Genomic DNA, 25,759 nt, shown 5'->3' with positions numbered 1-25,759 from the left:
GAAACCGGATGCACCTCGACCACGACCTCGACGAGAAGTACCCGCACCGCCACACCTACAGTGCCCCCGGCACCGAGCGCCCCGACGGCACCCGCCGCGCGCTGCGCATCGGGCTGGGCGGCCCCGTCGGCTCCGGCAAGACGGCGACCGTCGCGGCCCTGTGCCGGGCCCTGCGCGCCGAAGTGTCCATCGCCGTGGTCACCAACGACATCTACACCCGCGAGGACGCCGACTTCCTGCTCCGGCAAGCGGTCCTGCCGCCCGAGCGGATCCAGGCCGTGGAGACCGGCGCCTGCCCGCACACGGCGATCCGCGACGACATCTCCGCCAACCTCGAAGCGGTCGAGGAGCTGGAGGAGACGGCCGGCCCCCTCGACCTGATCCTGGTGGAGTCCGGCGGCGACAACCTCACCGCCACCTTCTCCAAGGGGCTGGTCGACGCGCAGATCTTCATCATCGACGTGGCGGGCGGCGACGACATCCCGCGCAAGGGCGGCCCCGGCGTCACCACCGCCGACCTCCTCGTCGTCAACAAGACCGACCTCGCCCCCTACGTCGGCTCCGACGTAGAAGCCATGGCGCGCGACGCCAAGGCCCAGCGTGGTGAGCTCCCGGTCGCCTTCACCTCCCTCAAGGAGGAAGGAGGCGTGAAGCCCGTCGCCGACTGGGTCCGCGAACACCTCGCCGACTGGGCCGCGGGTTCCGCATGACTTCCGCCACAGCACCCGCCGTTCCGACAGCCCCCGGCACGGCTGCCGTCGGCGTACGGGCCACGGCACGCGTCACGGCCTCCGCCAGGGGAGGCGCCACCGTCCTGCCTGTTCTCGACGGCGACGGCCCTTTCGAACTCCGGCGGCTGCGCTCACGGGGCGCCGAAGCGCGGGTGTGCGTGGTCGGGGCCATGAGCGCTCCCCTCGGCGGCGACCGCCTGCGCATGGAGGTCATCGCCCAGCGTGGTGCCGCCCTCCACGTCACGTCTGCGGCCGCGACCCTCGCTCTGAGAGGCCCCACCGCAGCACACGCCACATACGACGTGCACGTGTCCGTGGAGGACCACGCGGAACTCCGCTGGCTGCCCAAACCCCTGATCAGCGCCGCCGACAGCAATCTGCGGCAGACGTGGACGATCGACCTCGCCCCCACCGCCCGACTCGTCCTGCGCGAGGAACTGGTCCTCGGGCGTACAGGTGAACCCCCCGGCCGCGTGACCACCCGGCTCACCGTCCGCCGCGGCGGACGGGTACTCCTCGACCAAGAGGCGGATTACGGGCCGGGAGCCACCGGCTGGGACAGCCCGGCCGTCCTCGCCCACCACCGGGCAACCGGCCACATCCTCATCGTGGACCCCGGCTTCGAGGCGGAACCACCCGCCTTCCAGACCCTGACCGAGACCTCGCAGGACGGGCTGGCGGTCCTCACCCCCCTCGCGGGCCCCGCGGCGCTCATCACCGCCATCGCCCCCGACGGCCTGCGCCTGCGCCACCTCCTCAACACCGCCCACCTGTCCCACCTGTCCCGCTGATCCGAACAGAGCCTCCGGGCCGATCCGTCGCAAGGACGGTCGACAGCCGGCCTCAGGGGTTGTCGGCGAAATCTCCGTGCCCTTTGGGGCGTTGGGCCGTTAGCGGTGTCGGGACGCACGTGGCGTCCCGAACGGAGGGATGCTTGATGTCAACGAAGCGCGTTGCCCGCCGCCTGCTGGTACTGACCGCTACGGCGGCCACCGGTACGGGTGCGCTGAGCGGTCCGGCCGTCGCGAGCACGAACATCCTGGCGGTGGGGAACGCCGCTTACGACACCACGATGATCAACAAAGACCGTGAGAGCACGGCGGTCGGCGTGACGGCCTACAGCAGCGGGGTCGGCAGCGGTCTGGTCCAGCTTCCGGTGAACAGCCCGCAGAACCGCGGTGGCGGAGGCAGCCTGCTCTTCTCGGACCGTGCACTGAAGGCCGACGTCACCGCGGTGGTCTGGGAGCGATGAGCCACCGGCGGTGGAAAGGGGCCCTGGCCAGGGTGCGGACGTCGTCCCTGGTCAGGATGTGCCTGCGGCGGAATGCTTCTGCCGCTGGTCTGGCATCCGGTGCTGTGTCGGGTGCGGTGCGCGGTAGCGATCCGGTCAACGGCTACCAGGTACTGGAACAGGTGGTGCGGCTACCGGTCAGCACGTGGCGGTACCACTGGGACCCGCCCCACGTACGCCACCTGGGCCCCATGGCACAGGACTGGTGGAAGGCGTTCGGAGTCGGTGAGAACGACCGGACGATCTGCTGCACCGACGCCAACGGGGTGGCCATCGTCGCCATCCAGGCACTGCACCGGGAACTGACCGAACTACGAGGCGAAGTCGAGGCCCTACGAGCCGAGAGTCCACGGCAGGCGCATCCGAGCTGTGCGCCTGCGCACATGACCTCGGGGAAAGCCGCGGAGAAAGCCTAGGAGTGCCCTCGGTACCGGCCGTCCTGACCTCGGGTGACGTGCCCCGACGGGCCCGGCGGCGTGAGCGCCGGGCCCGCCGCAGGACGGTCAGTAGGCGTAGAAGCCCGAGTCCGTCTTGCGGCCGAGGCGGCCCGCGTCGACCATGCGCTGGAGCAGCGGGGGAGCGGCGTACAGCGGCTCCTTGTACTCGGCGTACAACGGGGGGCAGCGCACACCCTTGTGGACTGCCCTTTCGTTGGCTACGCGGCGATCACTGTGGTCTCCGCGGTCAGCCGCGTACCGGATGGCCGGGCCCTGGTCCCTGCTCCAGTGCGCCGACGAACCGGGACGTCAGGGCGGTCGGCGCGGTGATGGCCGTGCCGACCACGACGCTGTGGGCGCCGCGGGCGAGTGCCTCCGCAGCTTCCTCGGGGGAGCTGATCCGTCCTTCGGCGACGACCGGTACGGAGATCGCCGCCGCGAGCGAGGCCACGAGAGCCAGATCCGGGCCGGCCTGCTTCGGCGTTCCGGGAACGTAGCCGGAGAGGGTGGTCGAGACGAAGTCGGCCCCCTGCGCGGCGGCGGTGACTCCCTCGGCCAGTGTGGCGACGTCGGCCATGACCAGGGCTCCCGCCGCGTGGACGGCGTTCACCAGCTCGGCGAAGGTGGAGCCGTCCGGGCGCGGCCGGTCGGTGGCGTCGGCGGCGACCACGGCCGCGCCGGCCTCGGCGACGGCCAGGGCGTGCCGGACGGTCGGCGTGATGTACACACCGGTGTCACCGTCCTTCCACAGGCCGATCACCGGCAGGTCCACGGCCGCCACGATCGCGGCGACCACCTCGGGCTCGTTGGCGCGGATCGCGGATCCGCCGCCGGCGGCGGCCGCGCGGGCAAGCCGCACCAGGGTGGCGGTGTCCCGCATCGGGTCGCCGGGGGGCGCCTGGCAGGAGACGATCAGCCGGCCCCGGAGCGTGTCGGCCAGGTGCTGTGCGTTCATCGGAGTGCTCCCGGGTGGTGGAGGGGGAGGGTGGTGGTCAGGACCGCGGCGCCCAGGACGGCGGCGTCCTTACCGTGGAGCGGAGGTACGGGGACGAGCCGGCGCAGGGGTGGCATCAGCTCGGCGGTGAAGGCGGACGCCAGGGCGTCCCGGTACAACCCGCCGATGTGGGGAACCCCGCCCCCGACGACGACCCGGTCGGGTCCGAGCGTGTTGGCAAGGCCGCCCAGCGCCCGGCCCATGGCCGCCGCGCCGGTGGTGATGGCCTGTACCGCTGCCTGGTCGCCCCCGGCGGCGCGGGCGCCGACCGTTTCGAGCCGGTCCGCCGACATGCCGGAGAGCCGCTCGTAGTGGGCGGTGATGCCCGGACCGGACGCGATGATCTCCAGGTGCCCGACGGCACCGCAGGTGCACGACAGCCCGGCCGCCTCCGTGCTGGGCAGATGGCCGAGGTGACCGGCGATCCCGGCGGCGCCGTGCAGCATCCGTCCGTCGACGGCGAGGGCGCCTCCGACCCCCGTGCCCACGGCCGCGAACAGCAGCGAGCCGCGGCCGCCCGGCAGGGCGGCGAGCTCCGGCCCGGCGGTGGCGCGGACGTCGTTGTCGCAGGCCACCGGCAGGCCCGTACGGTCCGCGAGACCCTTGCCGAGTGCGGTGCCGGCCCACCCCCGGATGGAGTCGGTTGCGCTGGTGACCCTCCCGAGGCGAGGATCGACCACACCGGCGGCGGCGACACCGACCACCGTCGCCAGAGCGCCCGGGTCCACCGCGGCAGCGGCCTCGGCCAGGGCGCCGAGCACGGCCGTCGCGCCCTCCCGGGCCGGGGTGGGCCTAGTGTGCCGGGCCAGCACCCCGCCGTCGGGTGCGAAGAGCGCGGCCGCGATCTTCGTGCCCCCGAGGTCGAGGCCGATGACCACGGCCCCGGTCGCCCGCCCGGTCATCGGACCAGCGGCAGACCGGCGCCGCGCAGCCGCTCCGCCACGAGGGCGACGGAATCGACGGAGAGCGGGAGCTGCGGGAAGGCGGTGGCACCGTGGTCGACGACGCTGAGCAGCCGCAGCGCCTCCTTGAAGGAGCCGAGCGCCGAGGAGCTGCGCCCCATCTCGTGCTCGGGGCCGGCGTCGACCATGGCGAACAGCTCGATGAGCCGTTCCTGCTCCCGTACGGCGAGCGCCCAGTCACCGGCGCGCGCGGCGTCGTACAGCCGTACGTAGCCGGCCGGGTCCACGTTGCCGAGGCCGGGCACGACACCGTCGGCACCGGCCAGCAGGGCGGCGTCCACGGTGAGTTCGGACCCCGTCAGTACGCTGAAGTGCGGCACGGGGCCCCGGGCCCGCCCCTCCCGCCCGCCGAGCTCGACGAGGAGCCTGCGCAGCCCGCCCTCGTCACCGCTGCTGTCCTTGAGACCGGCCAGGGTGCCGTCCTCGGCGAGCTCGCGGACCAGGGCGGCCGAGAGCTTGGAGTGCACGGCGACCGGGATGTCGTAGGCGAACAGCGGCAGGTCGACGTCGGCCCGCAGCCGGCGGAAGTGCCCGGCGATCTCCTTGGGATGCGTGCGGGTGTAGAAGGGCGCTGTGGCGACCAGCGCGTCGGCCCCCAGCTCCTTGGCGGTGCGGGCGTGCTGGACGACCCGGGGGGTCGTCGTGTCGATGACCCCGGCGAGGACCGGGACCCGGCCCGCGGTCGCGGCGACCACGGTCTCCAGGGCGAGGGCGCGCTGGGCGTCGGTCAGGTAGGCGACCTCGCTGGTCGAACCGAGGGCGAAAAGCCCATGCACGCCACCGTCGACGAGGTGCCCGACGAGCCGGGTGAGGGAGGCGGTGTCGACCTCCCCGCGAGCGTCGAGCGGAGTGCAGACCGGCGGGACGACGCCGTGCAGCGGTGCGGTCAAGGACATGGTGAAGGGGCTCCAGCTCGTTCGGGGCGCCGGCCGGCGGTACGAAAGGCCGAGGCAGCCGGGACATGAGACGTAAGATGTCTTACGTCTTGGCTTACCTTAAGCCGATTCCCCGGCGGCCGGTCAAGAGGCGACGGGCCGACGACACCCCAGGAGGATGGTTGTGGCCCGCCCCACCATGGCCCAGGACATCGAGCGACGGATCAAGGAACTGATCCTCGACGGAGCTCTGGGCCCCGGCGATCCGCTGCCCACCGAGAGCGAACTGATGGAACGGTTCTCCTCGGGGAGGGTCTCGGTCCGCGAGGCGCTCAAGGCGTTGCAGGCCGTGAACGTCGTCGAGATCCGACGGGGCTTCGGGACGTTCGTCGGTTCGCTCTCCCTGACGCCTTTCGCCGAGGGCCTGGCCTTCCGGGCGGTCGTGCGCCAGGGCCGGGGCGAGCCGGGGCTCCTGGAGCTGATGAGGGTGCGCGAGGCGCTGGAGACCGGACTGGTCGGCACGGTCACGGTCGGTATTCCCGCGGAGGACCTGGCGGTCCTGCGGGCCCTGGTCGCCGCGATGGAGACCGAGGCCGCCCAGGAGGGCCGGGTCGCCCGCGCCACCGACCGGGCCTTCCACCTCGCGCTGTACGCCTCGCTGGAGAACCACCTCCTCAGCGAGGTGCTGGACGCCTTCTGGGCGGCCATGGACCGGGTGCGCGCGAGCGTGGACGACGGCCGTCAGGACCCCGCCGTCACCTGCGCCCAGCACCACGAGATCGTCGCCGCGGTGGCGGCCCGCGACGGTGCCCGCGCGGTGCGGGCCATGCGCGCCCACTTCGACGGCATCCGCACGCGACTGGAATCCGCCGCGTCCGCATAGGCGGTGCCGGGCCGCACGGGCCCCTTCACCCGTACGGAGGGCACGCCGCCGCCCCCACCGTCGGGTGCAACGATGGGGGCAGCGGCCGCTGCGGACCGGTGGTTACGGGGTCACCGTCACCGTCCGGCTGCCGGAGGCCTCCTTGCCGTCGGCCTTGTAGGTGACGGTCAGCTTGGCGGAGCCGGAGGCACCCGCCGGGATGGTGACCGGGACCTTGATGTTCGCTCCCTCGCCCGGGCGGGTCGCCGGGAACGCCACCTGCTGGGTCGTCCAGCCGTCGGGCACCGCGAGGTCCAGCGTCCCCGCGTTGCGCGTGACGTCCATCCGGTTGACGACCCGGACGGTCACCTCGGTGGTCGTCCCCGCCTTCATCGTCGCCGGGGGCGTGATCGTGATGTCCGCGCAGGTGCCGCCGAGCCACTTCAGGTCGAACGAGGAGTAGGTGATGTGCTGGTAGTCGTCGCGCTCGTACAGGAGGCCGAGCCGGCCGTCCGGCAGTCGGGTCAGCGTCGAGTAGGCGGCGCTGTCCGGGTTGACGACTTTCCGGATCGGCCAGGTCTTCCCGTTGTCGCAGGACATCTTCACGGTGAGGTTCTTCCGCGAGGTGCTGTCCGTGTTGCTGAACAGCAGCCACGACGCCTGGGGGTGGGAGGCGGGGACGTCAGGGGCGTAGCGGATGATCGAGCCGTTGTTCGCCGGGTCGGGCAGGTTGGTGTCCTGGGTGAACGGTGTGTAGTTGACGCCGCCGTCGGTGGAGTAGGCCACGGTGCGGTAGGGCGCGGAGCGGTTGTTGAGCATGATCCGGCCGTCGCTGAGTTCGACGGTCTTGTTCTCGTCGCCGCCCGGGCCGACCGGGTTGCCCATCTTCCAGTTCGCCCCGTGATCGTCGCTGTAGGCGCTGACGGCGTAGTTGGCGCCGTTGTTGCGAATGGCGTACTGCTGGATCAGCCGGCCCTTGTGCGCGCCGTTGCGGACCTGGATGCCCTCGCCGGAGGCCGCGAACATGCCGGCCCAGGCGGGGTTCTTGATCTGCTTCGTGATGCGGCGGTGTGCCCAGGTGAGGCCGTCGTCGTCGGAGTAGCTGTAGTCGGCCTGGAGGATGTCGGGGTCGTTCTCGTCGTTGCCGGTGCCCGAACCGAAGAAGCCCTGGTTCACGGAGCCCGCGTAGAAGACGAAGATGCGGCCCGTTGTGCGGTCCACGAGCAGACTGGGGTCGCCGTAGCCCTTGGGGGCGGCCTCCTTGCGGATGACCTGCTGGCTCTGCCAGGTGGTTCCGCCGTCGGTGCTGCGGCGCAGGACCACTCCGAGGTTGCCGGGCAGGTCGCCGAGCGTGGGGCGGCTGTCGTAGGCGGCGAGCAGTGTGCCCTTGACCGACGTGGTCAGCGCCGGGATGCGGTAGTGGGGGGAGCCGACGCCCTGGGTCGCGATGTCCTGGGAGGTCAGGGTGCCGGGAGCGGCCGCGGCGACGGCCGCCGCGGAGGGAGACGCGTGGGCGGTGCCGGCCGCGGTGACCACCATGAGGGTGGCGGACAGCATGGCGACGGATACTCTGCGCTGCATGGACGATCTCTCTTCCGGTGAGGGGGAGACGTGCGGATGGAGCGGAGCGGCGGCTCGGTGAACCGACGCGTCAGGGGGGAGGAACGGGTGCGGAGCCGACTGTCCGTGTCGAAGCGCTGGGGGTCCCTGGTCTTCGAGGCGGCATGGTGGCGGCCCGGCTCGCCCGGAAGCGGGACGCGCTCTGCGCACGGACCGTCCTGCACGGTCAGGAGCGGGCGGCCGGCCCGGCCGGGAGTCCGTCGAACAGGGCGCGGACCCAGGCCAGTTGCTCGGCCCGGTGGTGCTCGGTGCCGCCTTCGTGCCCGTTGAACTCGTAGACCCGCACGTCCTTGGGGCCCGCATAGCGGTTGTAGGCCGTGAAGCAGGTGGAGGGAGGACAGATGTCGTCCATCATCGCGATCGAGAACAGTCCTGGCGCGGTCGCTCTGGTGGCGTGGTGCGCGGCGTCGAAGTACGACAGCGTGCGGAAGGCGGAGGCGGTGCGGTCCCGGTGCAGCTGAAGGTAGGAGGCGACCTCGGTGTACGGCGGCACCGCGGCGATGCGTGAGGCCCGCGGGATGTTGCACAGGAAGGGCACATCCGGCATCACCCCGGCCAGCCCCGCCACGAGCCCCGCCACGGCCAGGGCGATCCCGCCGCCTTGGCTCACCCCGGTCACCACGATGCGGGTGGGATCGACCTCGGGGTGCGCCCGCATCGCCTCCACGCATCGGACCGCGTCGGTGAACACCCGGCGGTAGTAGTGCGTTGAAGGATCTTCGATGCCCCGGGTGAGGAAGCCCGGAACGGTCCCGGCTGTGCCGGTGTGAGGGTCCGGGGTGTCGCCGGTGGCGGCCGACCAGCCCTGGCCGCGCGTGTCCATGACCAGATGTGCATACCCCGCACAGGCCCACGTCAGCTGTTCATGGGCCAGGCCCCGCCCTCGCCCGTATCCGAGGAACTCCACGATGCAACCGAGCGGCCCGGAGGCGCCAGCGGGCATGCGGAGCCACCCTCGCACGGGCTGGCCGTCGTACCCGGGAATGCTCACGTCGTACGTGCGTACGTGGATCAGCCCGCTGTCCACCAACTCGAAACGGGGCCGACCCCGCTCCTCGCCGGGGGCTTCGGCACGCAGGGTGTCCCGCCAGAACGCGTCGAATCCCTCAGGGAGTGGAAGATCCGGCTGGTAGGTGCGGCATTCGGCTAGGGAGAGATCGGTCGACGGCATGAGTGGGCCCTCCTGGGGACGCTACGGCGAAACAGGACAGAAGACGTCAGATGTCCTGGCGCAGCACCAGACCGTAGGGAGTTGCGCCGTACGCGTCAAGAGGTGGTCGGGGGCGCCCTCCCGCCCGGAGGCCGGCCGGGAACGCCCCCCGGCTGCTGTCAGCCCTGGTCGTCCTTGCCTGATCTGGCCTCGGCGATACGGCGTCTGACCGGCGCGTAGTGCTCTTCGAGAGCCTTGAGGAAAGCGACGGTGTCACCGGCGCGTGCCGCGTCCACGATGTTCTGGTGGGCGGTGACCGTGTCCGCCTCGTCGGCGTGCGTGAACCCCTTCAGATGCGGCGCGACGATCGTGTAGACGTCCCAGAAGGCCATCGACAGCTGGCCGATCAGGTCGTTGCCGAGCGGGGCGACGAGCAGGGCGTGGAACGCCCGGTCCGCGGCCACGAACCCGTGCCCGTCTCCGGCGCCGGTGGCGCGCATGGTGGCCACCAGGCCGTCCAGCCTGTCGAGTTCGCCCGCATCGAGCGAGGAGATGATCCGGTCGGCCATGCCCCGCTCGAAGAGCTCGCGTACGTCGACGAGGTCGGCCATCACCTGGAAGTCGTCGTCGGGGGAGAGCAGGCCGCGGAAGGTGAGGCTTTCCACCAGCGCCGACAGGCTCAGCCGCCCGACGTACGTCCCGTGACCGTGGCGGACCTCGACGATGTCGAGAGCGTCCAGGATCTTCATGGCTTCCCGGACGCTGGAGCGGCTGGCTCCGAGCGTCTCGCACAGGGTCGGCTCCGTCGGCAACGGGTCCCCGGGGCGCAGCCGTTCGTCGAGGATGTAGCGCTTGATGCCCTCCACCACTTCCAGCCGCAGAAGAGTGCGGCCGGGTCGCGTGCCGGACATGTATGAACTCCCCACCTCTTGACCCCTCTCATTTGTCGAGCTACGTTCCCACGCTATCAAGGCATCGGACATCTGACGTCTTACCCCTTGCGTCTCGAAGGCAGCCCGTTAGCCTTCGAATCAGTCGTTCTCCACCCTTTCCCACCCAACGTCCCTTGGAGGACCCGTGCCCGAGCTGAGGCCAGCCGGCGTCGAGCGCCGCACTTTCCTGCGTTACACCAGTGCTCTTGGCGCGGCCGCCGCCATCACCGCGGGGCTTTCGGCCTGCGGCGGGCCCTCTTCGACTGCCGACGGTCAGGAGGGAGCCGGAGGCAAGGGCGACGGGAGCGGCACCATCGAGGCGGGTCTGTCGTACCCGCTGTCGACCGGATTCGACCCGATGATCACGTCGGGCGCCACGCCGTACGCCGCCAACATGCACATCTTCGAGGGGCTCGTAGATCTCGATCCCGCAACACTCGTGGCACGCCCCGCGCTCGCCACCGAGATGCCGAAGAAGATCAACGCCACCACCTACCGCGCCAAGCTGCGTGACGGCGCGACCTTCCACGACGGCTCACCGGTGACCGCCGAGGACGTCGTGTTCAGCTTCGAACGCATCCTGGACGAGAAGAACGCGTCGCTGATGGCGCAGTTCGTGCCCTTCATCGACAAGGTCACGGCGGTCGACGCGAAGACGGTCGAGTTCAAGCTCAAGTACGCCTTCGCGCTCTTCCCCTCCCGCATAGCCGTGGCACGGATCGTGCCGAAGAAGATCGTCGAGGCGGACGTCAAGGGCTTCGACGCCAAGCCCGTCGGCTCGGGGCCGTACAAGTTCATCGAGGCGACCCGCGAGGACAAGATCGTCTTCGAGCGCTTCGACAAGTACAACGGCCCCCACCCCGCCAAGGCCAAGAAGATGGTCTGGCGCCTGATGTCGGACCAGTCGGCACGTGTCAGCGCCATGGAGTCCGGCCGCGTCCAGGCCATCGAGGACGTTCCGTACATCGACGTCCAAAGGCTCTCGTCCACCGCGAAGACCGAGTCGGTCCAGTCCTTCGGTCTGCTCTTCCTGATGTTCAACACCGCCGACAAGCGGTTCGCCGACAAGCGGGTCCGTCAGGCCCTGCACTACGCGCTGGACACCGAGAAGATCATCAAGACCGCGATGGTCGGCAACGCGACGGCCGCCACGGGTTACGTCCCCACCACCCACCCCGATTTCCACAAGGCCGCCACCGCCTACACCCACGACGTGGCGAAGGCGAAGAAGCTGCTCGCCGACGCGGGCGTGGGCAAGCTGAAGTTCACCGTGCTGACCACGGACACCGGCTGGGTCAAGGACATCGCCCCGCTGCTCAAGGAAAGCTGGGCGGCGGCCGGCATCGACGCCACCCTGAACATCGCCCAGTCCGCCGCCCAGTACGCCAAGGTCGACGGCGGCGACTTCGAGGTCCTGGTGGCCCCGGGCGACCCCTCGGTCTTCGGCAACGACGTCGACCTGCTGATGCGCTGGTTCTACTACGGTTTCTGGCCGGAGAAGCGTTACGGCTGGTCCAAGTCCTCCGAGTACAAGAAGGTCAAGCAGCTCCTCGACAAGGCCGCGCAGGCCGCCGACGAGGCGACCCGCAAGCAGCTGTGGGGCGAGATCACCGACATCGTCGCCGACGAGGCCGCGCTCTACCCGATCCTGCACCGCAAGCTTCCCACCGCCTGGAACGAGAAGGCCCTGTCCGGCTTCAAGCCGCTGCCCACCACGGGCCTGTCCTTCGTGGACGTCGGCCGCGCCTGACGTCCGCCCGGTCCGGGCCGCCACCTCCCCGGCGGCCCGGACCCGCCCTCCGCCCAATCGCAAGGAACCCGACGATGGTTGCTTTTCTCCGGCTCGCGCTGCGCCGCGTCGCGATGATGCCGGTGATGATTCTCGGCATCGCACTGCTGGTCTTCGTGGTGCTGCAGTTCTCGCCGGCCGACCCGGCCTACAACGCGCTCGGGGAGAGCGCCAGTCCCGAGGCCAGAGAGGCCTTCGCCGAGGCCAACGGGCTCAACGACCCGCTGCCGGTCCGCTACTTCGACTTCCTCGGCCAACTCCTCCACTTCGACCTCGGGATGACCGTCCCGCCGAGCCAGCCCGTGATCGACCGGATCACGGCGGCCTTTCCCCTCACCCTCCAACTGACCTTCCTCGGACTGTTCCTCGCGGTCACGCTCGCCGTCATCGGCGGCGTCCTCGGCGCGATGTACCGTGACCGCTGGCCCGACCAGCTCTTCCGCGTGCTGTCCATGGCCGGCGTCGCCATCCCCTCGTTCTGGCTCGGCGTCCTGCTCATCCAGCAGTTCGCGCTGAACACCCGCATCTTCCCGACCGGCGGCTACACCAACCCCGCCGACTCCTTCAGCGGCTGGCTCACCACCATGGCCCTGCCCGCCGTTTCGCTCGCCGTGCCGGTCGCGGCGTCGCTCGCCCGCCTCGTACGCACATCGATGGTCGCCGAGCTGGACCGCGACTACGTCCGTACCGCACAGGGCAACGGCCTCCCGGTGTTCCTGGTGATCCGCTCGGTCCTGCGCAACGCACTGGTCACCCCGCTCACCGTGCTGGGTGTCAAGGTCGGCTACCTGCTGAGCGGGGCCGTCGTCATCGAAGCGATCTTCGACCTGCCCGGCATGGGCAAGCTCATTCTCGAAGGTGTCACCGGCGGCGATGTCGCCCTGGTCCAGGGCACCGTACTGACCATCGCCATCGCCTTCCTGGTGGTCAACGTCATCGTCGACCTGCTCTACCTGCTGGTCAACCCGCGCATCAGGACGGTGTGACATGTTCGCCACGGGCCGTCTGGCCACGAAGCTCTCCCGACCGGGCATCGCCTTCCGCGCCCTGCCGGTCACCTCCCGCGTCGCCCTCGGCGTGCTGATCGTCGTCATCCTCGGCGCCGTACTCGCCCCGCTCCTCACCCAGGACCCGCTGACCACCGGCACCCCCGTCCAGGCCCCGGGCGCCGACCACTGGTTCGGCACCGACCGGGCCGGCCGCGACGTCTTCGCCCGCGTGGTGCACGGTTCGCGCTACTCCCTGGTCATCGGCCTCGGCGCGACCGCCGTCGCGCTGATCGCCGGGGCCGTGCTCGGCTCGCTCGCCGCCACCTCGCGCAAGCTCGGCGACGAGTCCGTCATGCGCACCCTCGACGTCGTGATGTCGTTCCCGCCGATCGCCCTCGCGGCCGTCCTGGTCGCCGTCTTCGGCACCAGCGTCCCGGTGATCATCTTCACCATCGCCTTCGTCTACACCCCCTCACTCGCCCGCGTCGTCCGGGCCAACGTGCTGGCGCAGTACGGTGAGGACTACGTCGCGGCCGAGAAGGTCATCGGCGCCCGGCGCGGGTACATCGTGCTCCGCCATGTCGCCGTCAACTGCATGGCGCCGGTCATGGTGTTCGCCACCGTCATGGTCGCCGAGGCGATCATCTTCGAGGCCAGCCTCTCCTTCATCGGGGCCGGCGTGCAGGACCCCGACCCCAGCTGGGGCAGCGTCCTCGCCTACGGCCGGCAGATCCTCCTGGCCGGCGGCTGGTGGGCCACCTTCTTCCCCGGCCTCGCCCTCCTGATCACCGTCCTCGCCCTCAACATCCTCTCCGAGGGCCTCACCGACGCCTCCGCCGCGCCCAAGAGCGCCCGCGCCGCCACCCCGGCCACCGCGCCCACAGCCGCGGACCCGGTCGAGGCCGCCGCCACCGTCGACATCGACGCCGCCCTCGCCAAGCTCGCCCGGCACATCGACTCCACCGAGCCCACCATCACCCCGGTGCGCGAGGGCGCCGACGAACTCCTCGTCGTCCGCGACCTGGCGATCCGCTTCCCCGACCGCTACGGCGACATCCCCGTCGTCGACCGGCTGAACTTCACCGTCCACGAGGGCGAGACCCTCGGCCTGGTCGGCGAGTCCGGCTGCGGCAAGTCCATCACCAGCCTCGCCGTCATGGGCCTCCTCGCCCGCAACGCCGAGGTCAGCGGCGAGATCCTCTACCGCGGCCGGGACCTGCTGAAGCTCCCGCCCAAGGAACGCCGCGCCCTGATGGGCCCCGAGATCGCCATGGTCTACCAGGACGCGCTCTCCTCCCTCAACCCCTCCGTGCTCGTCGGCACCCAGCTGAAGCAGCTGACCTCGCGCGGTGGCACGAAGACCCCCGCCGAACTCCTCGAACTCGTGGGCCTCTCGCCCGAACGCACCCTGCGCAGCTACCCGCACGAACTCTCCGGCGGACAGCGCCAGCGGGTCCTGATCGCCATGGCCCTCTCGCGCAGCCCGCGCCTGCTGATCGCGGACGAGCCGACCACCGCCCTCGACGTCACCGTCCAGGCCCAGGTCGTCGAACTCCTCATCAAGCTCCGCGACGAGCTCGGCTTCGCCATGGTGCTGGTCTCCCACGACCTCGCCCTGGTCGGCGACCTCTCCCACCGGGTCGCCGTCATGTACGCGGGACGCCTGGCGGAGGTCGGGGACACCCGCTCCGTCCTCACCGGCCCCACCCACCACTACAGCCGCGGCCTCCTCGGCTCCGTCGTCTCCCTCGAAGCCGGCGCCGACCGGCTCCACCAGATCCGCGGCGTCGTGCCCGCCCCCCAGGGCTTCGGCGAAGGCTGCCGCTTCGCCGGGCGATGCGGAGCCGCCACGGACCTCTGCCGCACCACGACACCCGCGCTCACTCCGCGCGGAACAACCGCCGACCACGGCTTCGCCTGCCATCACCCGGCCGGCACGGCCGCCAAGAAGCTCGAAGGGAGCGCCCTGTGATCAGGCTCGACGGCGTCCACGTACGCCACAAGGCACGCAGCGGCGGTCTGTTCAGCCGCGACGCCGTGCACGCGCTCACCGACGCCACGCTGGAGGTCAAGCGCGGCGAGATCGTGGGCCTGGTCGGCGAGTCCGGCTGTGGCAAGTCCACGCTCGCCCGCGTACTGACCGGCCTGCAGAAGCCCACCGAGGGCGAGGTCCTCTTCCACGGGCGGGACCTGTGGAAGATGACCGGCGCCGAGCGGCGCGACGACTTCGGTTCCGCCGTCGGCGTCGTCTTCCAGGACCCCTCCACCGCGCTCAACCCCCGCCTAACCGTCCGGCAGATCCTCCGTGACCCGCTGGACGTGCACCGGCGCGGTACGCGGGAGGCGCGCGAGGCACGGGTGGAGGAACTGCTCGACCTGGTCGGGCTGCCCGGCCACACCCTCGCCGCCCTTCCCGGACAGCTCTCCGGCGGCCAGCGTCAGCGCGTCGCCATCGCCCGAGCCCTGGCTCTCGAACCGGAGCTGATCGTCGCCGACGAACCGACCTCCGCGCTCGACGTCTCCGTACGCGCCCAGGTGCTCAACCTCCTGGTCGACCTGCGCGAACGCCTGGGTCTGGGCATGGTGTTCATCAGCCACGACATCCAGACCGTGCGCTACCTCGCCGACCGCATCGCCGTCCTCTACCTCGGTCGCATCGTCGAGGAAGGCCGAGCCGCCGATGTGGCGGGAAGCCCCTCCCACCCGTACACCGAGGCGCTGCTCTCCGCGACCCCCAGCCTGCTGGAGGCGACGGAACGCATCGTGCTCACCGGCCCGGTGCCCTCCGCCACCAACCCGCCGACCGGCTGCCCGTTCCGCACCCGCTGCTGGAAGGCCGACGACGCATGCGCGGGCGTCTTCCCCGTGGAGACCTTCGGACCGCGCGAACACCGCTGGCACTGCATCCACCCCCAGACCCCCGTCACGCCCGCAAGGAGCACCGCATGACCACCCCCGCCCGGCTCTACTCCGGGGTGATCCCGCCCGTCGTCACCCCGCTCACTGCCGACGGTGACCTCGACCGCGCTTCCCTGGAACGGGTCGTGGGCCATCTCCTCGACGGCGGCGTCAACGGTCTCTTCGCCCTCGGCAGTTCGGGTGAGACCGCCTATCTGACACCCGCCCGGCAGGATGAGGTCATCAAGGTGATCACCGCGACGGCGGCCGGCCAGGTCCCGGTACTCGTCGGAGCCATCGAAACCACCACCGACCGGGCCGCCGAACGAGCCCGCGCCGCGGCCGCCCTGGGCGCCGACGCCGTCGTCGCCACCGCCCCCTTCTACACGCGCACCCATGTCACCGAGATCGACCGCCACTTCCGGGACCTCGCGGCCGCCGTCGACCTGCCGCTCCTGGCGTACGACGTGCCGGTCTGCGTCCACAGCAAGCTGGACCCCGAACTCCTGCTGCCGCTCGCGGCGGACGGGGTGCTCGCGGGCGTGAAGGACTCCAGCGGCGACGACGGATCCTTCCGACGTCTGGTCATCGGAGCGCGGGACCTCCCGGGATTCTCCATCCTCACCGGTCATGAACTGGTGGTCGACGCGATGATGCTGAGCGGCGCCCACGGCTCCGTACCCGGCCTGGGCAACGTGGACCCGCACGGCTATGTGCGGCTGCACGAGGCGGCCGTGCGAGGCGACTGGGCCGCCGCGAAGGCCGAGCAGGACCGGCTCGTCGGCTTGTTCGACATCGTCCGGGCAGCCCGCCCCGGCACGGCCTCGGCGACGGCTGCCGGCCTCGGCGCGTTCAAGACCGCCCTGATGCTGCGCGGTGTCATCGCCACCAACGTCATGAGCCCGCCCATGCGACGGCTCGACGAGGCGGAGACGGCCTCCGTCAGCAGCTGTCTCACCCGCGCCGGCCTGTCCCGAGCGCAGTAGATCCCGCCACATAGGCGTCGAGGCGTGCGTCGTCCCCCGGCCGTCCGGGGGACGACGCACGCCTCGACGCTCGCCGGGACCGACGCCGGAGCATCCGCCCACCCGGGACGGGGTGAGCGGGTGCGGCACGGATGTCAGCGGGTGGCGAAGGCGAGTATCTGGGACGCGTCGGAGTTCTGCGGCCGGGGCATTGCCGAACCGTCGGCCGCCAGGAACCGGGGCGCGCCCTCCACCACGCCATGGCGAATCTTCCAGGAAACACCGGGTGCGGGGGTCGAGGCGGACCTCGAACTCCCCAGGTGATGAATTCGGCGGACTGCTTGAATCCGCCAACGCGCCTCGCAATCGGCGGAAGCGGCGCCCTGCCGAGCACGTTGTCGTCGGCGTCCAGTCCATGAATGCGTTGAGGCTGGACTATGGAGACCCGGAGGGTTTCGCGCTGCGGACCGCAGCGGCCTGGGCCGCCGACGGATACCGCGTCGCGGTGATCGTGGCCGATGAGCCGTTCCTTCGAACGGCACGTCGCTGGCCCTACTGGTACGACGATCGCGCTAAGCCCGGACCTGGCCGCAGCACGGTGGCACGAACGCGAGCTGTCCGGCAAACGAGCTGATGACGCAGGTCACTTCGGCGGGCGGCACTTCCGTGCGGAGCCCGAGCACGGCGCCGGTCGACGACTACGACCGCGAGGTTGAGCGCCACCTGGCGCGACGGTGGCCCGCTCGCCAGCGGGCCACCGACTGGCCTATTCAGGCTGTCGACATGCCGATCCCGAGAAGCCTCCCCGGCAATGGGGGTGAGGGTGGACGGGCCCAGCAGGGTGAGCGCCGGGCCCGCGGGCGGTGGTCAGCCGTACGGGTAGAAGCCCGACCCCGTCTTGCGGCCGAGGCGGCCCGCGTCGACCATGCGCTGGAGCAGCGGGGGAGCGGCGTACAGCGGCTCCTTGTACTCGGCGTACATCGAGTCCGCGACCGAGGCCACGGTGTCCAGGCCGATCAGATCGGCCAGCTTGAGCGGACCCATCGGGTGGGCGCAGCCCATCTCCATGCCGTTGTCGATGTCTTCGCGGCTGGCGATGCCGGACTCGAACATCCGGATCGCGGAGAGCAGGTAGGGGATCAGCAGCGCGTTCACGACGAACCCGGACCGGTCCTGGGCGCGGATCGGGTGCTTGCCGAGCACGTCCTGCACGACGGCCTCGGCGCGCTTGATCGTCTCGTCCGACGTGGTCAGTGCCGGGATCAGCTCGACGAGCTTCTGCACCGGTGCCGGGTTGAAGAAGTGGATGCCGATGACCCGGTCCGGGCGCGAGGTGGCGACGGCCAGCTTCACCAGCGGGATCGAGGAGGTGTTGGAGGCCAGGATCGCGTCCTGCCGGGTCACCACCTGGTCGAGCACCTGGAAGATCTCCGTCTTGACCTGCTCGTTCTCCACGACGGCCTCGATGACGAGATCGCGGTCGGCGAACTCCCCGAGGTCGGTCGTGAAGGTCAGCCGGCCGAGGGTCTCGTCCCGCTCCGCCACCGTGATCTTGCCGCGTTCGGCGGCCTTCGAGAGGGAGTTGTGCAGGCGGGTGCGGCCGATCTCCAGCGCTTCACCGGTGGTCTCGGCGACCTTCACTTCGAGGCCGCTGCGCGCGCACACCTCCGCGATACCTGCGCCCATCTGGCCACAGCCCACCACTCCGACGCGTGCAATGTCGGCCATAAGGTCCGTCACCTCGTGCCTTTCGCTGTTCTCCGTATCGCAGGGTCCCGTGTGATTCCGGTGCCCGCCTCGACCCCACGACGTTACTCCGAATGCCGCCGTGAACGTCCCGCGGGTCGCGGCGGCTACGGATGGGCATGATGCGGTTACGTAGAGCCATTGGAGTCGGGTGCGGGACACGGCGGAGAGAGGTGGGCCGGGATGCGGCGCACAGGTGTGGCGAGAAGGACGTTCGTACTGAGCGCGGCCGGACTGCTGGCGGCGATGACGACCGCCGGTGACGCGGTCGCCTCCCCGTCGGGGAGACGGAAGGGCGGCGGGCTCCCGAGGGCGGCGGGGGAGGTGCGCGGCATGTGGATCGCCACCGTCGCCAACATCGACTGGCCATCGAAGCCGGGCCTCACCGCGGCGCGGCAGGAGGCCGAGCTGTTCGCCTATCTGGACCGGGCGGTGGAGCTGCGGCTCAACACGGTGGTGCTCCAGGTCCGGCCGACCGCCGACGCCCTGTGGCCCTCGCCGTACGAGCCGTGGGCCGGCTGCCTCACCGGCACCCAGGGCAAGGACCCGGGCTGGGATCCGCTCGGCACGGCGGTGCGCGCGGCGCACGACCGGGGCCTGGAGCTGCACGCCTGGTTCAACCCGTACCGGGTGGCGAACCACACGGACCCCTCCCGCCTGATCGCCTCCCATCCCGCCCGGAAGCACCCGGACTGGGTCGTGCCGTACGGCGGGAAGCTCTACTACAACCCGGGGCTGCCGGAGGTACGACGCTTCGTCCAGGACGCGATGCTCGACGCCGTACGCCGCTACGACATCGACGCCGTGCACTGGGACGACTACTTCTACCCGTATCCGGTGGCCGGGCAGACCTTCGACGACGACGCGGAGTTCGAGCGGTACGGCGGCGGCTTCGCCGACCGGGCGGCCTGGCGGCGCGACAACATCGACCGGCTCGTGCGCGAGACGGCGGAGCGGATCCGGGCGATCAAGCCGCACGTCCGCTTCGGGATCAGCCCCTTCGCGGTCTGGCGCAACAAGGGGACCGATCCGCTGGGATCGGACACGCGGGCGGGCGTGCAGACGTACGACGACCTGCACGCCGACACCCGTAAGTGGGTCAAGGAGGGGTGGATCGACTACATCTGCCCGCAGATCTACTGGCACATCGGCCAGACCGCCGCCGACTACGCCAAGGTCCTCGCCTGGTGGAGCGCGACCGTCCGGGGGACGGGCGTCGACCTGTACGTGGGCGAGGCGCTGTACAAGGCCGGCGATCCGGCCCAGGCGGACGCCTGGCAGGACCCGGCGGAACTCTCCCGCCACCTCACCCTCGCCCGGGACCACGAGGAGGCGGGCGGCCACGTCTTCTTCTCCGGGAAGAGCGTGCTGGCGGACCGGATCGGCGCGATGCGACGCGTGGTGGCCGACCACTACCCGGACCGGGTCCGGCTCTACCCGGACCGGATCCGTGCCCGTTCCCACCGGCGGGGCCGGTTCTCGGGCTGAGCCTGCCGGCGCGGTTCGCGAGCCGAGCCTCCGGGAACGGTTCGCGAGCCGAGCCGCCGACGCCGGGGCCGGGATCTTCCCGCACGGTCCGGTCCCGGCCCTGCTACCGCTCGTCCTTCGACGTCTCCAGGTGCTGGACGACGCTGTCGGGGCCCGGTGACACCAGGTGTTCACGGCCGTCGTCGAAGCGGAGCCGGTACGGGGGAGCGCCCCCGTCACCGAGCACCTCGATGATCTCGGCGACCCGGTCGTGCTGTCCCACGGTCCTGCCGTGCATCAGCAGCCGGTCGCCCGTGTGCGCCTCCATCGGGAGCGACCTCCTCACAGGGGAAGACGGTGTCCGTGTCGACAAGTCTATGACCGTACGGTCCTGGCTTCCCGTCCTGCGCGGCGGCCCGCCCGCTGGGTGGCGGCGATGCAGACGAGTACGGCCACCGCCGCGACCGGAGCCGCCGCCGACAACTCCTCGCCGAGCAGAAGGAAGGACCACACGAGCGTCAGCAGTGGCTGGGCGAGTTGGAGCTGACTGGCGCGGGCCACCCCGATCGCCGCCATCCCCCGGTACCAGACGTACAGCCCGAGGAAGGTGGATCCGGCGGCGACCCAGACCAGGCCGAGGACGCCGTGGGCGTTCAGGCGCACGGGTTCGAGCGGCAGAGCCACCAGGCTGCCCGCCACCGCGAGCGGCAGGCACAGGACCAGTGCCCAGCCGATCACCTGCCACCCCGGCATCACGCGGGCCAGCCGGCCGCCCTCGGTGTATCCGGCCGCGCAGACCAGCAACGCGCCGAACAGGTAAAGATCGCCGGCCGCCAGGGCGCCGCCGCTCTGCTGCACGGTGAAAGCGATCACCACGGCCGCCCCGGCGAGGGCCGCGATCCAGAACGTCCGCGAGGGCCGCTCCTCGGTGCGCAGGGACCCCAGCACCGCCGTGGTCAGCGGCAGCAGACCCACGACCACGGCCGCGTGCGAGGTGGTGGAGGTCTGGAGGGCCAGCGTGGTCAGCAGCGGGAAGCCCACGACCACCCCGCCTCCTACCACCGCGAGCCCGGCCAAGTGGCGGCGCGCGGGCAGCGGGACGCGTGCGGCCAGCAGCACCCCGCCCGCGACCAGGGCGGCGAGCACGCTGCGCAGCGCCACCAGGGACCAGGGGCCGAAGCTCTCCAGACCCCAGGCGGTGGCCGGAAAGGTGAGCGAGAACGCCACGACGCCGAGCCCGGCGAGCACGGTGCCGCTCCGGCCGGCCGAAGAAGCGGCCGAAGGGCCGCTTGATGGGTCTCCGGTCGACGGCCCCGGCGTGGGGCCGCTCGCCGCCCCGGCTCCTCCCGGCGCTGTCGACGGGCCCGCCCCGGGGGCCGCCGACGTGGGGTGCGGGGTGACCGCCGGACCAGCGACCGCTATCGCTGAAGAAGGGGTAGCGCTATCCTGTGCTCTCATGCAAGAGCGTAGCAGCGTCGCCGAACTGGTCACTTCCCTGCGGGCCGAGCTCAACCGCTACTCTCCCGGTGGAAAGCTGCCGTCCAGTCGCGCACTCGTCGAACGGTTCCGGGTCAGCCCCGTCACCGTCTCCCGCGCCATCGCCCAGCTCGCCGCCGAGGGGCTCGTCACCACCCGCCCCGGCTCCGGCGCGTTCCGGGCGCAACCCCGCGCAGTACTGCCCGCCCCGGGCGACACGTCCTGGCAGGAGGTGTCGCTGAGCGGCGACGGCGGGCCAGAGGTGGTGCCCCGTACCGTCGACGCCTCCGGGGTGCTGGTCACCCTCGCCGCTCCACCGCCCGGCGTCATCGAGTTCAACGGCGGCTACCTCCACGCCTCGCTCCAGCCCGAACGGGCGCTCTCCGCCGCCCTGGCCCGCGCGGGCCGCCGGCCGGGCGCCTGGAGCCGCCCCCCGACGGACGGGCTGCCCGAGCTGCGGTCCTGGTTCGCCCGTGAGATCGGCCCCGCCGTCAGCGCCGCCGACATCCTGGTCACCGCGGGTGGCCAGGGCGCCCTCGCCACCGCCCTGCGCGCCCTCGCCCCGCCCGGGGCCCCGGTCCTCGTGGAGTCGCCCACCTACCCGGGGATGCTCGCCGCCGCCCGCGCCACCGGACTGCGCCCCGTCCCCGTGCCGATGGACGCCGACGGGGTCCGCCCCGAGCTGCTCGCCGCCGCGTTCCGCGCCACCGGCGCCCGGGTCTTCGTCACCCAGCCGCTCTTCCAGAACCCCACCGGGGCCACCCTCGCGCCCGCCCGCCGCCCCGACGTCCTGGCCATCGCCCGGGCGGCCGGCGCGTTCGTGGTCGAGGACGACTTCGCCCGCCGGCTCGTCCACGACGACTCGGGGCCGCTCCCCGCGCCGCTGGCCGCCGACGACCCCGACGGGACCGTCGTCCACGTCTGCTCGCTGACCAAGGCCACCTCGCCCAGCCTCCGGGTCGGCGCGCTGGCCGCCCGTGGTCCGGTGCTGGAGCGCCTGCGGGCCATCCAGGTCGTCGACAGCTTCTTCGTGCCCCGGCCGCTCCAGGAAGCCGCCCTGGAACTCGTCGGCTCCCCGTCCTGGGGCCGGCACCTGGCCGCCGTCTCCGTCGAGCTGGGGCGCCGCCGTACGGCCATGGCGGCCGCCCTCGGCAGCGAACTGCCGGAACTCACACTGGCGCACCTCCCTGCGGGCGGCGGCAGCCTCTGGCTCCGGCTCCCCGGCGGCGGGGCGGGAGCGGGCGCCGACGAGCCGGCCGTCGTCTCGGCCGCGCTGCGCGCCTCGGTCGCCGTCGCCCCCGGCCGCCCCTACTTCTGCGCCGAGCCTCCGGCCGGACACGTGCGCCTGAGCTTCGCCGGGGTCTCCGGGGCGGCCGAGATCGCGGAGGGCGTCCGCCGCCTCCGTACCGCTTTCGACGGGCTTCTGGACGGCTGAACGCGGCGCCGGGCACACAGGCCCTCTTGACCAAACAGGCGTTCGGCCTCACGATCCCGCCATGACGCTTCGGGTCTCCCTGGTCGCAGCGGCGCGCACCTCCTCCCGGCTGGCGGAACGCTTCGACGACGACCGGCCGCTCGACCAGGCCGGCTGGCACGAGGTGCAGCTGGTCGCCCACACGCTCGTCCCGCTCGGCGCCGCCGAGCTGCGTTACTGCTCGCCCACCCCGCGCAGCCGCGCCACCGGGGACGCCCTCGGCTTCGCGCCGATGGCCCAACCGGCCCTGCGCGACTGGGAGATGGGCCGCTGGCGGGGGATGACCCTGGGCGAGGTCACCGCCCGGGAGCCGGCCGCCGTGGACCGCTGGCTCGCCGACCCGCGCAGCGCCCCGCACGGCGGCGAGTCGATGCTCGGCTTCATCGGGCGCGTGGGCGGCTGGCTGGACACCCGCCCCGCCGACGACGGCCTCGTCGTCGCGGTCGCCGAACCCGCCGTGATCCGGGCGGCCCTGGTCTACGCCCTGAACGCCCCGCCCGCCACGTACTGGAACGTCGACGTCCGCCCCCTGTCGACGATCACGCTGACCGGCCTGCCGGGCCGCTGGAACCTGAGCCTGGAGTCGGGTGTCCGCTGACCGCGCAGCGGCAGCCGGGGCCTTCGCGGTTCCCGGGACACCGGCCCTTCCCTCCGGGCCGACCGGTCGGTACGTTGCGTGGGGCATCCGGTTCCGCCGCCGGACGCGCGCCCGCGACGAGGGAGGCTCCGTGCCGCAGATCCACGGCCACTGCGACGACCGGTTCGCCGGGGTCCGGGACGCCTTCGAGGAGAACTTCACAGAGCGCGGCGAACTGGGCGCGGCGGTGACCGTCCTGGTCGACGGCGCAACGGTGGTGGACCTCTGGGGCGGCTGGGCGGATGCGGCCCGCACCCGCCCCTGGGAACGGGACACCCTGGTCAACGTCTGGTCCACCGGCAAGGGCCCGACCGCGCTCTGCGCCCATGTCCTGGCCGACCGGGGACTGCTCGACCTCGATGCCCCGGTCGCCGACTACTGGCCGGAATTCGCCGCGAACGGCAAGGAATCCGTCCTCGTACGCCACCTCCTCTCACACCGCTCCGGAGTGGCCGGGCCCGACACCCCGCTCACCCTGGAGGAGCTGTACGACTGGGAGACGTCCTGCGCCCGGCTCGCCGCCACCGCCCCCTGGTGGGAGCCCGGAACCCGCTCCGGCTACCACGCGATCAGTTACGGATTCCTCGTCGGCGAAGTGGTGCGCCGGATCACCGGACTGCGGCCGGGGGCGTTCCTCCGGCAGGAGATCACCGGACCGCTGGGCATCGACTTCACCTTCGGCCTCCCGGAGAGCGAGACCCACCGGCTCGCCGAACTCGTCCAGGAACCCTCCGACCGGGCCGCCCAGGCGGCCCTCCTGGACCGGATGACACCGGTCGCCGTCGCGTCCCTGCTCAATCCGCCCACCGGCCGGGCCGCCGCCAACACGCCCGCCTGGCGCGCGGCGGAGATCCCCGCCGCCAACGGCCACGGCACCGCCCGGGCGGTCGCCGCGCTCTACGGGATCCTGGCCGGACGCGGCAGCCTCGACGACCGCCGGATTCTCTCCGGGAAGGCGGCCGCCCGCGCCGGGGAAGGGCAGGGGGCCTGCCGCGACCTCGTCCTCGGCGACGGCTTCCCGCACGAGACGGAGATCGCCCTCGGCTTCTGGCTGAGCGGCGAGAACCGCTCCTACGGCCCCGACCCGCGGGCGCTGGGCCACGACGGCGCGGGCGGTTCCTGCGGCCTGGCCGACCCGGATGCCTCCATAGCCCTCGGCTACGTCATGAACCGGATGGGCTCCCGTCTCGCCGACGACCCGCGCAAGACCGCCCTGGTGAACGCCGTCTACGCGGCCCACCGGGGAGCCGCCGGAGGCTGAGCGGAAACCGGACATCCGACGTGCCGACCCAACCCGGGTTTCACCTGCGGTTGCCAGGAATGTGAGGATGTCACCATGACAACAAAGGTCTACTTCGACATCACCATCGACGACGCCCCCGCAGGACGGATCACGTTCAACCTGTTCGACGACGTCGTCCCCAAGACGGCGGAGAACTTCCGCGCGCTCGCCACCGGCGAGAAGGGCTTCGGCTACGCCGGCTCGTCCTTCCACCGTGTCATCACGGACTTCATGCTCCAGGGCGGTGACTTCACCCGCGGCGACGGCACCGGCGGCAAGAGCATCTACGGCGAGAAGTTCGCCGACGAGAACTTCAAGCTCAAGCACGACCGTGTGGGCCTGCTCTCGATGGCCAACGCCGGCCCGAACACCAACGGCTCGCAGTTCTTCATCACCACGGTGCTCACCCCGTGGCTGGACGGCAAGCACGTGGTCTTCGGCGAGGTCGCCGACGAGGACAGCATGAAGCTCGTCCGCAAGATCGAGGCGCTCGGCTCCTCCAGCGGCCGCACCCGCGGCAAGGTCACCATCGCCGAGTCCGGCGTTCTCTGACCGAACCGGTACCCGACGGGCCCGTGGCCGGGCCGCGCCACCGACGTACACGTCGGCGGGGCGGACCCGGCCACGGGCCCGTGGCATGTGTCCGGCCGTTCGCGGGGTGCCCGCCCCGGCGATCGGGCAGTACCGGCGGCCACGATTCACCGTGCGGTGAGCCTGGGCGAGTTTCCGCAGGGCCGGGGCCGGAGGCCGTGACGGCCGGCCGGGGGCCTACTCCTGATCGTCGGACCGCGCGGCCCGCTCGGCGTTGCGCTCCTTGATGCGAGCGGCCTCCTTGCGCACCTCGGTCTGCGTGGCGCGCTCCTTCTGGAGCCACTCGGGCATCTCGTCCTTCAGCGCGTCGATCTGCTCGGTGGTGAGCGGCTCGGTCACCCCGCCGCGGGCGAGCCCCGCGATGGAGACGCCGAGCTTCGCGGCGACGACCGGGCGGGGGTGCGGACCGGTGCGGCGCAGCTCGACCAGCCAGGCGGGCGGGTCGGTCTGGAGGGCGTTGAGCTCGGTGCGGGAGACGGCACCCTCCTGGAACTCGGCGGGCGTGGCCTGGAGGTGCACACCCAGCTTCTTCGCCGCCGTGGCGGGCTTCATGGTCTGGGCGGTCTTGTGCGACGTCATGGGTCCAGGGTA

General features: G+C 71.7%; 25 protein-coding genes and 1 pseudogene. 15 read left to right on the top strand and 11 right to left on the bottom strand.

Annotated elements, in window-relative coordinates; genetic code table 11:
* Nucleotides 1-8: 8 nt before the first annotated feature.
* From ureG to RNL97_RS05440, 4 genes are all read left to right on the top strand, one after another.
* Nucleotides 9-710, top strand: coding sequence for an urease accessory protein UreG (ureG, locus tag RNL97_RS05455; RefSeq protein ID WP_243313534.1), 702 nt, complete (start codon nucleotides 9-11; stop codon nucleotides 708-710).
* The gene (locus tag RNL97_RS05450) at nucleotides 707-1,522 is read left to right on the top strand and encodes an urease accessory protein UreD (protein WP_030589868.1); all 816 of its coding nucleotides are present in this window, start codon (nucleotides 707-709) and stop codon (nucleotides 1,520-1,522) included. Before ureG ends, RNL97_RS05450 begins: the two co-directional genes overlap by 4 nt.
* Nucleotides 1,523-1,668: 146 nt before the next feature.
* Nucleotides 1,669-1,983, top strand: a complete 315-nt coding sequence (locus RNL97_RS05445) for a hypothetical protein (RefSeq protein ID WP_030589863.1) — start codon at nucleotides 1,669-1,671, stop codon at nucleotides 1,981-1,983.
* A 116-nt stretch (nucleotides 1,984-2,099) separates the two neighbouring features.
* Complete coding sequence (locus RNL97_RS05440) at nucleotides 2,100-2,438, top strand: tail fiber domain-containing protein (RefSeq protein WP_158709153.1); 339 nt, start codon at nucleotides 2,100-2,102, stop codon at nucleotides 2,436-2,438.
* Nucleotides 2,439-2,525: 87 nt separating this feature from the next.
* On the opposite strand, the pseudogene RNL97_RS05435 reads toward RNL97_RS05440, so the two are convergent.
* From RNL97_RS05435 to RNL97_RS05420, 4 genes and pseudogenes are all read right to left on the bottom strand, one after another.
* A pseudogene (locus RNL97_RS05435) lies at nucleotides 2,526-2,636 on the bottom strand (3-hydroxyacyl-CoA dehydrogenase family protein); the annotation flags it as partial.
* A 70-nt stretch (nucleotides 2,637-2,706) separates the two neighbouring features.
* The gene (locus RNL97_RS05430) at nucleotides 2,707-3,414 is read right to left on the bottom strand and encodes an N-acetylmannosamine-6-phosphate 2-epimerase (RefSeq protein WP_030589858.1); all 708 of its coding nucleotides are present in this window, start codon (nucleotides 3,412-3,414) and stop codon (nucleotides 2,707-2,709) included.
* Entirely contained in the window at nucleotides 3,411-4,355 is a 945-nt protein-coding gene (locus RNL97_RS05425; RefSeq protein WP_243313533.1) for an ROK family protein, read from the bottom strand. Before RNL97_RS05425 ends, RNL97_RS05430 begins: the two co-directional genes overlap by 4 nt.
* Nucleotides 4,352-5,311: a dihydrodipicolinate synthase family protein gene (locus RNL97_RS05420; protein ID WP_030589852.1), complete on the bottom strand. Its 960-nt coding sequence runs from the start codon at nucleotides 5,309-5,311 to the stop codon at nucleotides 4,352-4,354. Before RNL97_RS05420 ends, RNL97_RS05425 begins: the two co-directional genes overlap by 4 nt.
* 163 nt (nucleotides 5,312-5,474) lie before the next feature.
* On the opposite strand from RNL97_RS05420, the gene RNL97_RS05415 reads away from it, so the two are divergent.
* Nucleotides 5,475-6,173, top strand: coding sequence for a FadR/GntR family transcriptional regulator (locus RNL97_RS05415; RefSeq protein WP_030589848.1), 699 nt, complete (start codon nucleotides 5,475-5,477; stop codon nucleotides 6,171-6,173).
* 102 nt (nucleotides 6,174-6,275) lie between these two features.
* On the opposite strand, the gene RNL97_RS05410 is transcribed toward RNL97_RS05415, so the two are convergent.
* From RNL97_RS05410 to RNL97_RS05400, 3 genes are all read right to left on the bottom strand, one after another.
* Nucleotides 6,276-7,733: a sialidase family protein gene (locus tag RNL97_RS05410; RefSeq protein ID WP_030589844.1), complete on the bottom strand. Its 1,458-nt coding sequence runs from the start codon at nucleotides 7,731-7,733 to the stop codon at nucleotides 6,276-6,278.
* A 205-nt stretch (nucleotides 7,734-7,938) separates the two neighbouring features.
* On the bottom strand, nucleotides 7,939-8,943 hold the full coding sequence (locus tag RNL97_RS05405; RefSeq protein ID WP_030589841.1) for an acetylxylan esterase: 1,005 nt from the start codon (nucleotides 8,941-8,943) through the stop codon (nucleotides 7,939-7,941).
* A 158-nt stretch (nucleotides 8,944-9,101) separates the two neighbouring features.
* Complete coding sequence (locus RNL97_RS05400) at nucleotides 9,102-9,833, bottom strand: FadR/GntR family transcriptional regulator (RefSeq protein ID WP_243313530.1); 732 nt, start codon at nucleotides 9,831-9,833, stop codon at nucleotides 9,102-9,104.
* 166 nt (nucleotides 9,834-9,999) lie between these two features.
* Here RNL97_RS05400 and RNL97_RS05395 point away from each other — a divergent pair, with 166 nt between their 5' ends.
* The 5 genes from RNL97_RS05395 to RNL97_RS05375 all read left to right on the top strand — a co-directional run bounded on the left by RNL97_RS05395 (nucleotide 10,000) and on the right by RNL97_RS05375 (nucleotide 16,516).
* Entirely contained in the window at nucleotides 10,000-11,604 is a 1,605-nt protein-coding gene (locus tag RNL97_RS05395) for an ABC transporter substrate-binding protein (protein WP_243313527.1), read from the top strand.
* A gap of 74 nt (nucleotides 11,605-11,678) precedes the next feature.
* Nucleotides 11,679-12,629, top strand: a complete 951-nt coding sequence (locus RNL97_RS05390) for an ABC transporter permease (protein WP_243313526.1) — start codon at nucleotides 11,679-11,681, stop codon at nucleotides 12,627-12,629.
* Nucleotide 12,630: 1 nt separating this feature from the next.
* Nucleotides 12,631-14,604 carry a dipeptide/oligopeptide/nickel ABC transporter permease/ATP-binding protein gene (locus RNL97_RS05385; protein ID WP_313750432.1) on the top strand — a complete coding sequence of 658 codons (1,974 nt, stop codon included), beginning with the start codon at nucleotides 12,631-12,633 and terminating at the stop codon, nucleotides 14,602-14,604.
* The gene (locus RNL97_RS05380; protein WP_030589826.1) at nucleotides 14,601-15,581 is read left to right on the top strand and encodes an oligopeptide/dipeptide ABC transporter ATP-binding protein; all 981 of its coding nucleotides are present in this window, start codon (nucleotides 14,601-14,603) and stop codon (nucleotides 15,579-15,581) included. The genes RNL97_RS05385 and RNL97_RS05380 overlap by 4 nt, the downstream gene beginning before the upstream one ends.
* Entirely contained in the window at nucleotides 15,578-16,516 is a 939-nt protein-coding gene (locus RNL97_RS05375; RefSeq protein ID WP_313750431.1) for a dihydrodipicolinate synthase family protein, read from the top strand. The genes RNL97_RS05380 and RNL97_RS05375 overlap by 4 nt, the downstream gene beginning before the upstream one ends.
* Before the next feature lie 846 nt (nucleotides 16,517-17,362).
* Here RNL97_RS05375 and RNL97_RS05370 read toward each other — a convergent pair.
* A complete protein-coding gene (locus tag RNL97_RS05370; RefSeq protein WP_313750430.1) occupies nucleotides 17,363-18,223 on the bottom strand; it encodes a 3-hydroxybutyryl-CoA dehydrogenase in 861 nt (286 codons plus the stop codon).
* Between the two features lie 201 nt (nucleotides 18,224-18,424).
* On the opposite strand from RNL97_RS05370, the gene RNL97_RS05365 reads away from it, so the two are divergent.
* Nucleotides 18,425-19,729, top strand: coding sequence for a glycoside hydrolase family 10-like protein (locus RNL97_RS05365; RefSeq protein ID WP_030589817.1), 1,305 nt, complete (start codon nucleotides 18,425-18,427; stop codon nucleotides 19,727-19,729).
* Between the two features lie 103 nt (nucleotides 19,730-19,832).
* Here the strand turns inward: RNL97_RS05365 and RNL97_RS05360 are convergent, their stop codons facing one another.
* Both RNL97_RS05360 and RNL97_RS05355 read right to left on the bottom strand, forming a co-directional pair.
* Nucleotides 19,833-20,036 (bottom strand): DUF1918 domain-containing protein, encoded by a 204-nt coding sequence (locus RNL97_RS05360; protein WP_030589814.1) that lies wholly within the window; start codon nucleotides 20,034-20,036, stop codon nucleotides 19,833-19,835.
* A 47-nt stretch (nucleotides 20,037-20,083) separates the two neighbouring features.
* On the bottom strand, nucleotides 20,084-21,166 hold the full coding sequence (locus RNL97_RS05355) for a DMT family transporter (RefSeq protein WP_313750429.1): 1,083 nt from the start codon (nucleotides 21,164-21,166) through the stop codon (nucleotides 20,084-20,086).
* Here RNL97_RS05355 and RNL97_RS05350 point away from each other — a divergent pair.
* From RNL97_RS05350 to RNL97_RS05335, 4 genes are all read left to right on the top strand, one after another.
* Nucleotides 21,165-22,619, top strand: coding sequence for an aminotransferase-like domain-containing protein (locus tag RNL97_RS05350; RefSeq protein WP_030589810.1), 1,455 nt, complete (start codon nucleotides 21,165-21,167; stop codon nucleotides 22,617-22,619). The two genes, RNL97_RS05355 and RNL97_RS05350, sit on opposite strands and share 2 nt — an antisense overlap.
* A 61-nt stretch (nucleotides 22,620-22,680) precedes the next feature.
* Nucleotides 22,681-23,256 carry a histidine phosphatase family protein gene (locus RNL97_RS05345; RefSeq protein WP_030589808.1) on the top strand — a complete coding sequence of 192 codons (576 nt, stop codon included), beginning with the start codon at nucleotides 22,681-22,683 and terminating at the stop codon, nucleotides 23,254-23,256.
* Between the two features lie 130 nt (nucleotides 23,257-23,386).
* Nucleotides 23,387-24,556, top strand: a complete 1,170-nt coding sequence (locus RNL97_RS05340) for a serine hydrolase domain-containing protein (protein ID WP_313750428.1) — start codon at nucleotides 23,387-23,389, stop codon at nucleotides 24,554-24,556.
* Nucleotides 24,557-24,631: 75 nt separating this feature from the next.
* Nucleotides 24,632-25,129 (top strand): peptidylprolyl isomerase, encoded by a 498-nt coding sequence (locus tag RNL97_RS05335; RefSeq protein ID WP_030589804.1) that lies wholly within the window; start codon nucleotides 24,632-24,634, stop codon nucleotides 25,127-25,129.
* Nucleotides 25,130-25,345: 216 nt separating this feature from the next.
* On the opposite strand, the gene RNL97_RS05330 is transcribed toward RNL97_RS05335, so the two are convergent.
* The gene (locus RNL97_RS05330) at nucleotides 25,346-25,747 is read right to left on the bottom strand and encodes a DUF5997 family protein (protein WP_030589802.1); all 402 of its coding nucleotides are present in this window, start codon (nucleotides 25,745-25,747) and stop codon (nucleotides 25,346-25,348) included.
* Nucleotides 25,748-25,759 lie beyond the last annotated feature (12 nt).

This window comes from Streptomyces parvus (assembly GCF_032121415.1).
Lineage (GTDB): Bacteria > Actinomycetota > Actinomycetes > Streptomycetales > Streptomycetaceae > Streptomyces > Streptomyces globisporus_A.
This window is presented reverse-complemented; position numbering and strand designations above follow the sequence as displayed.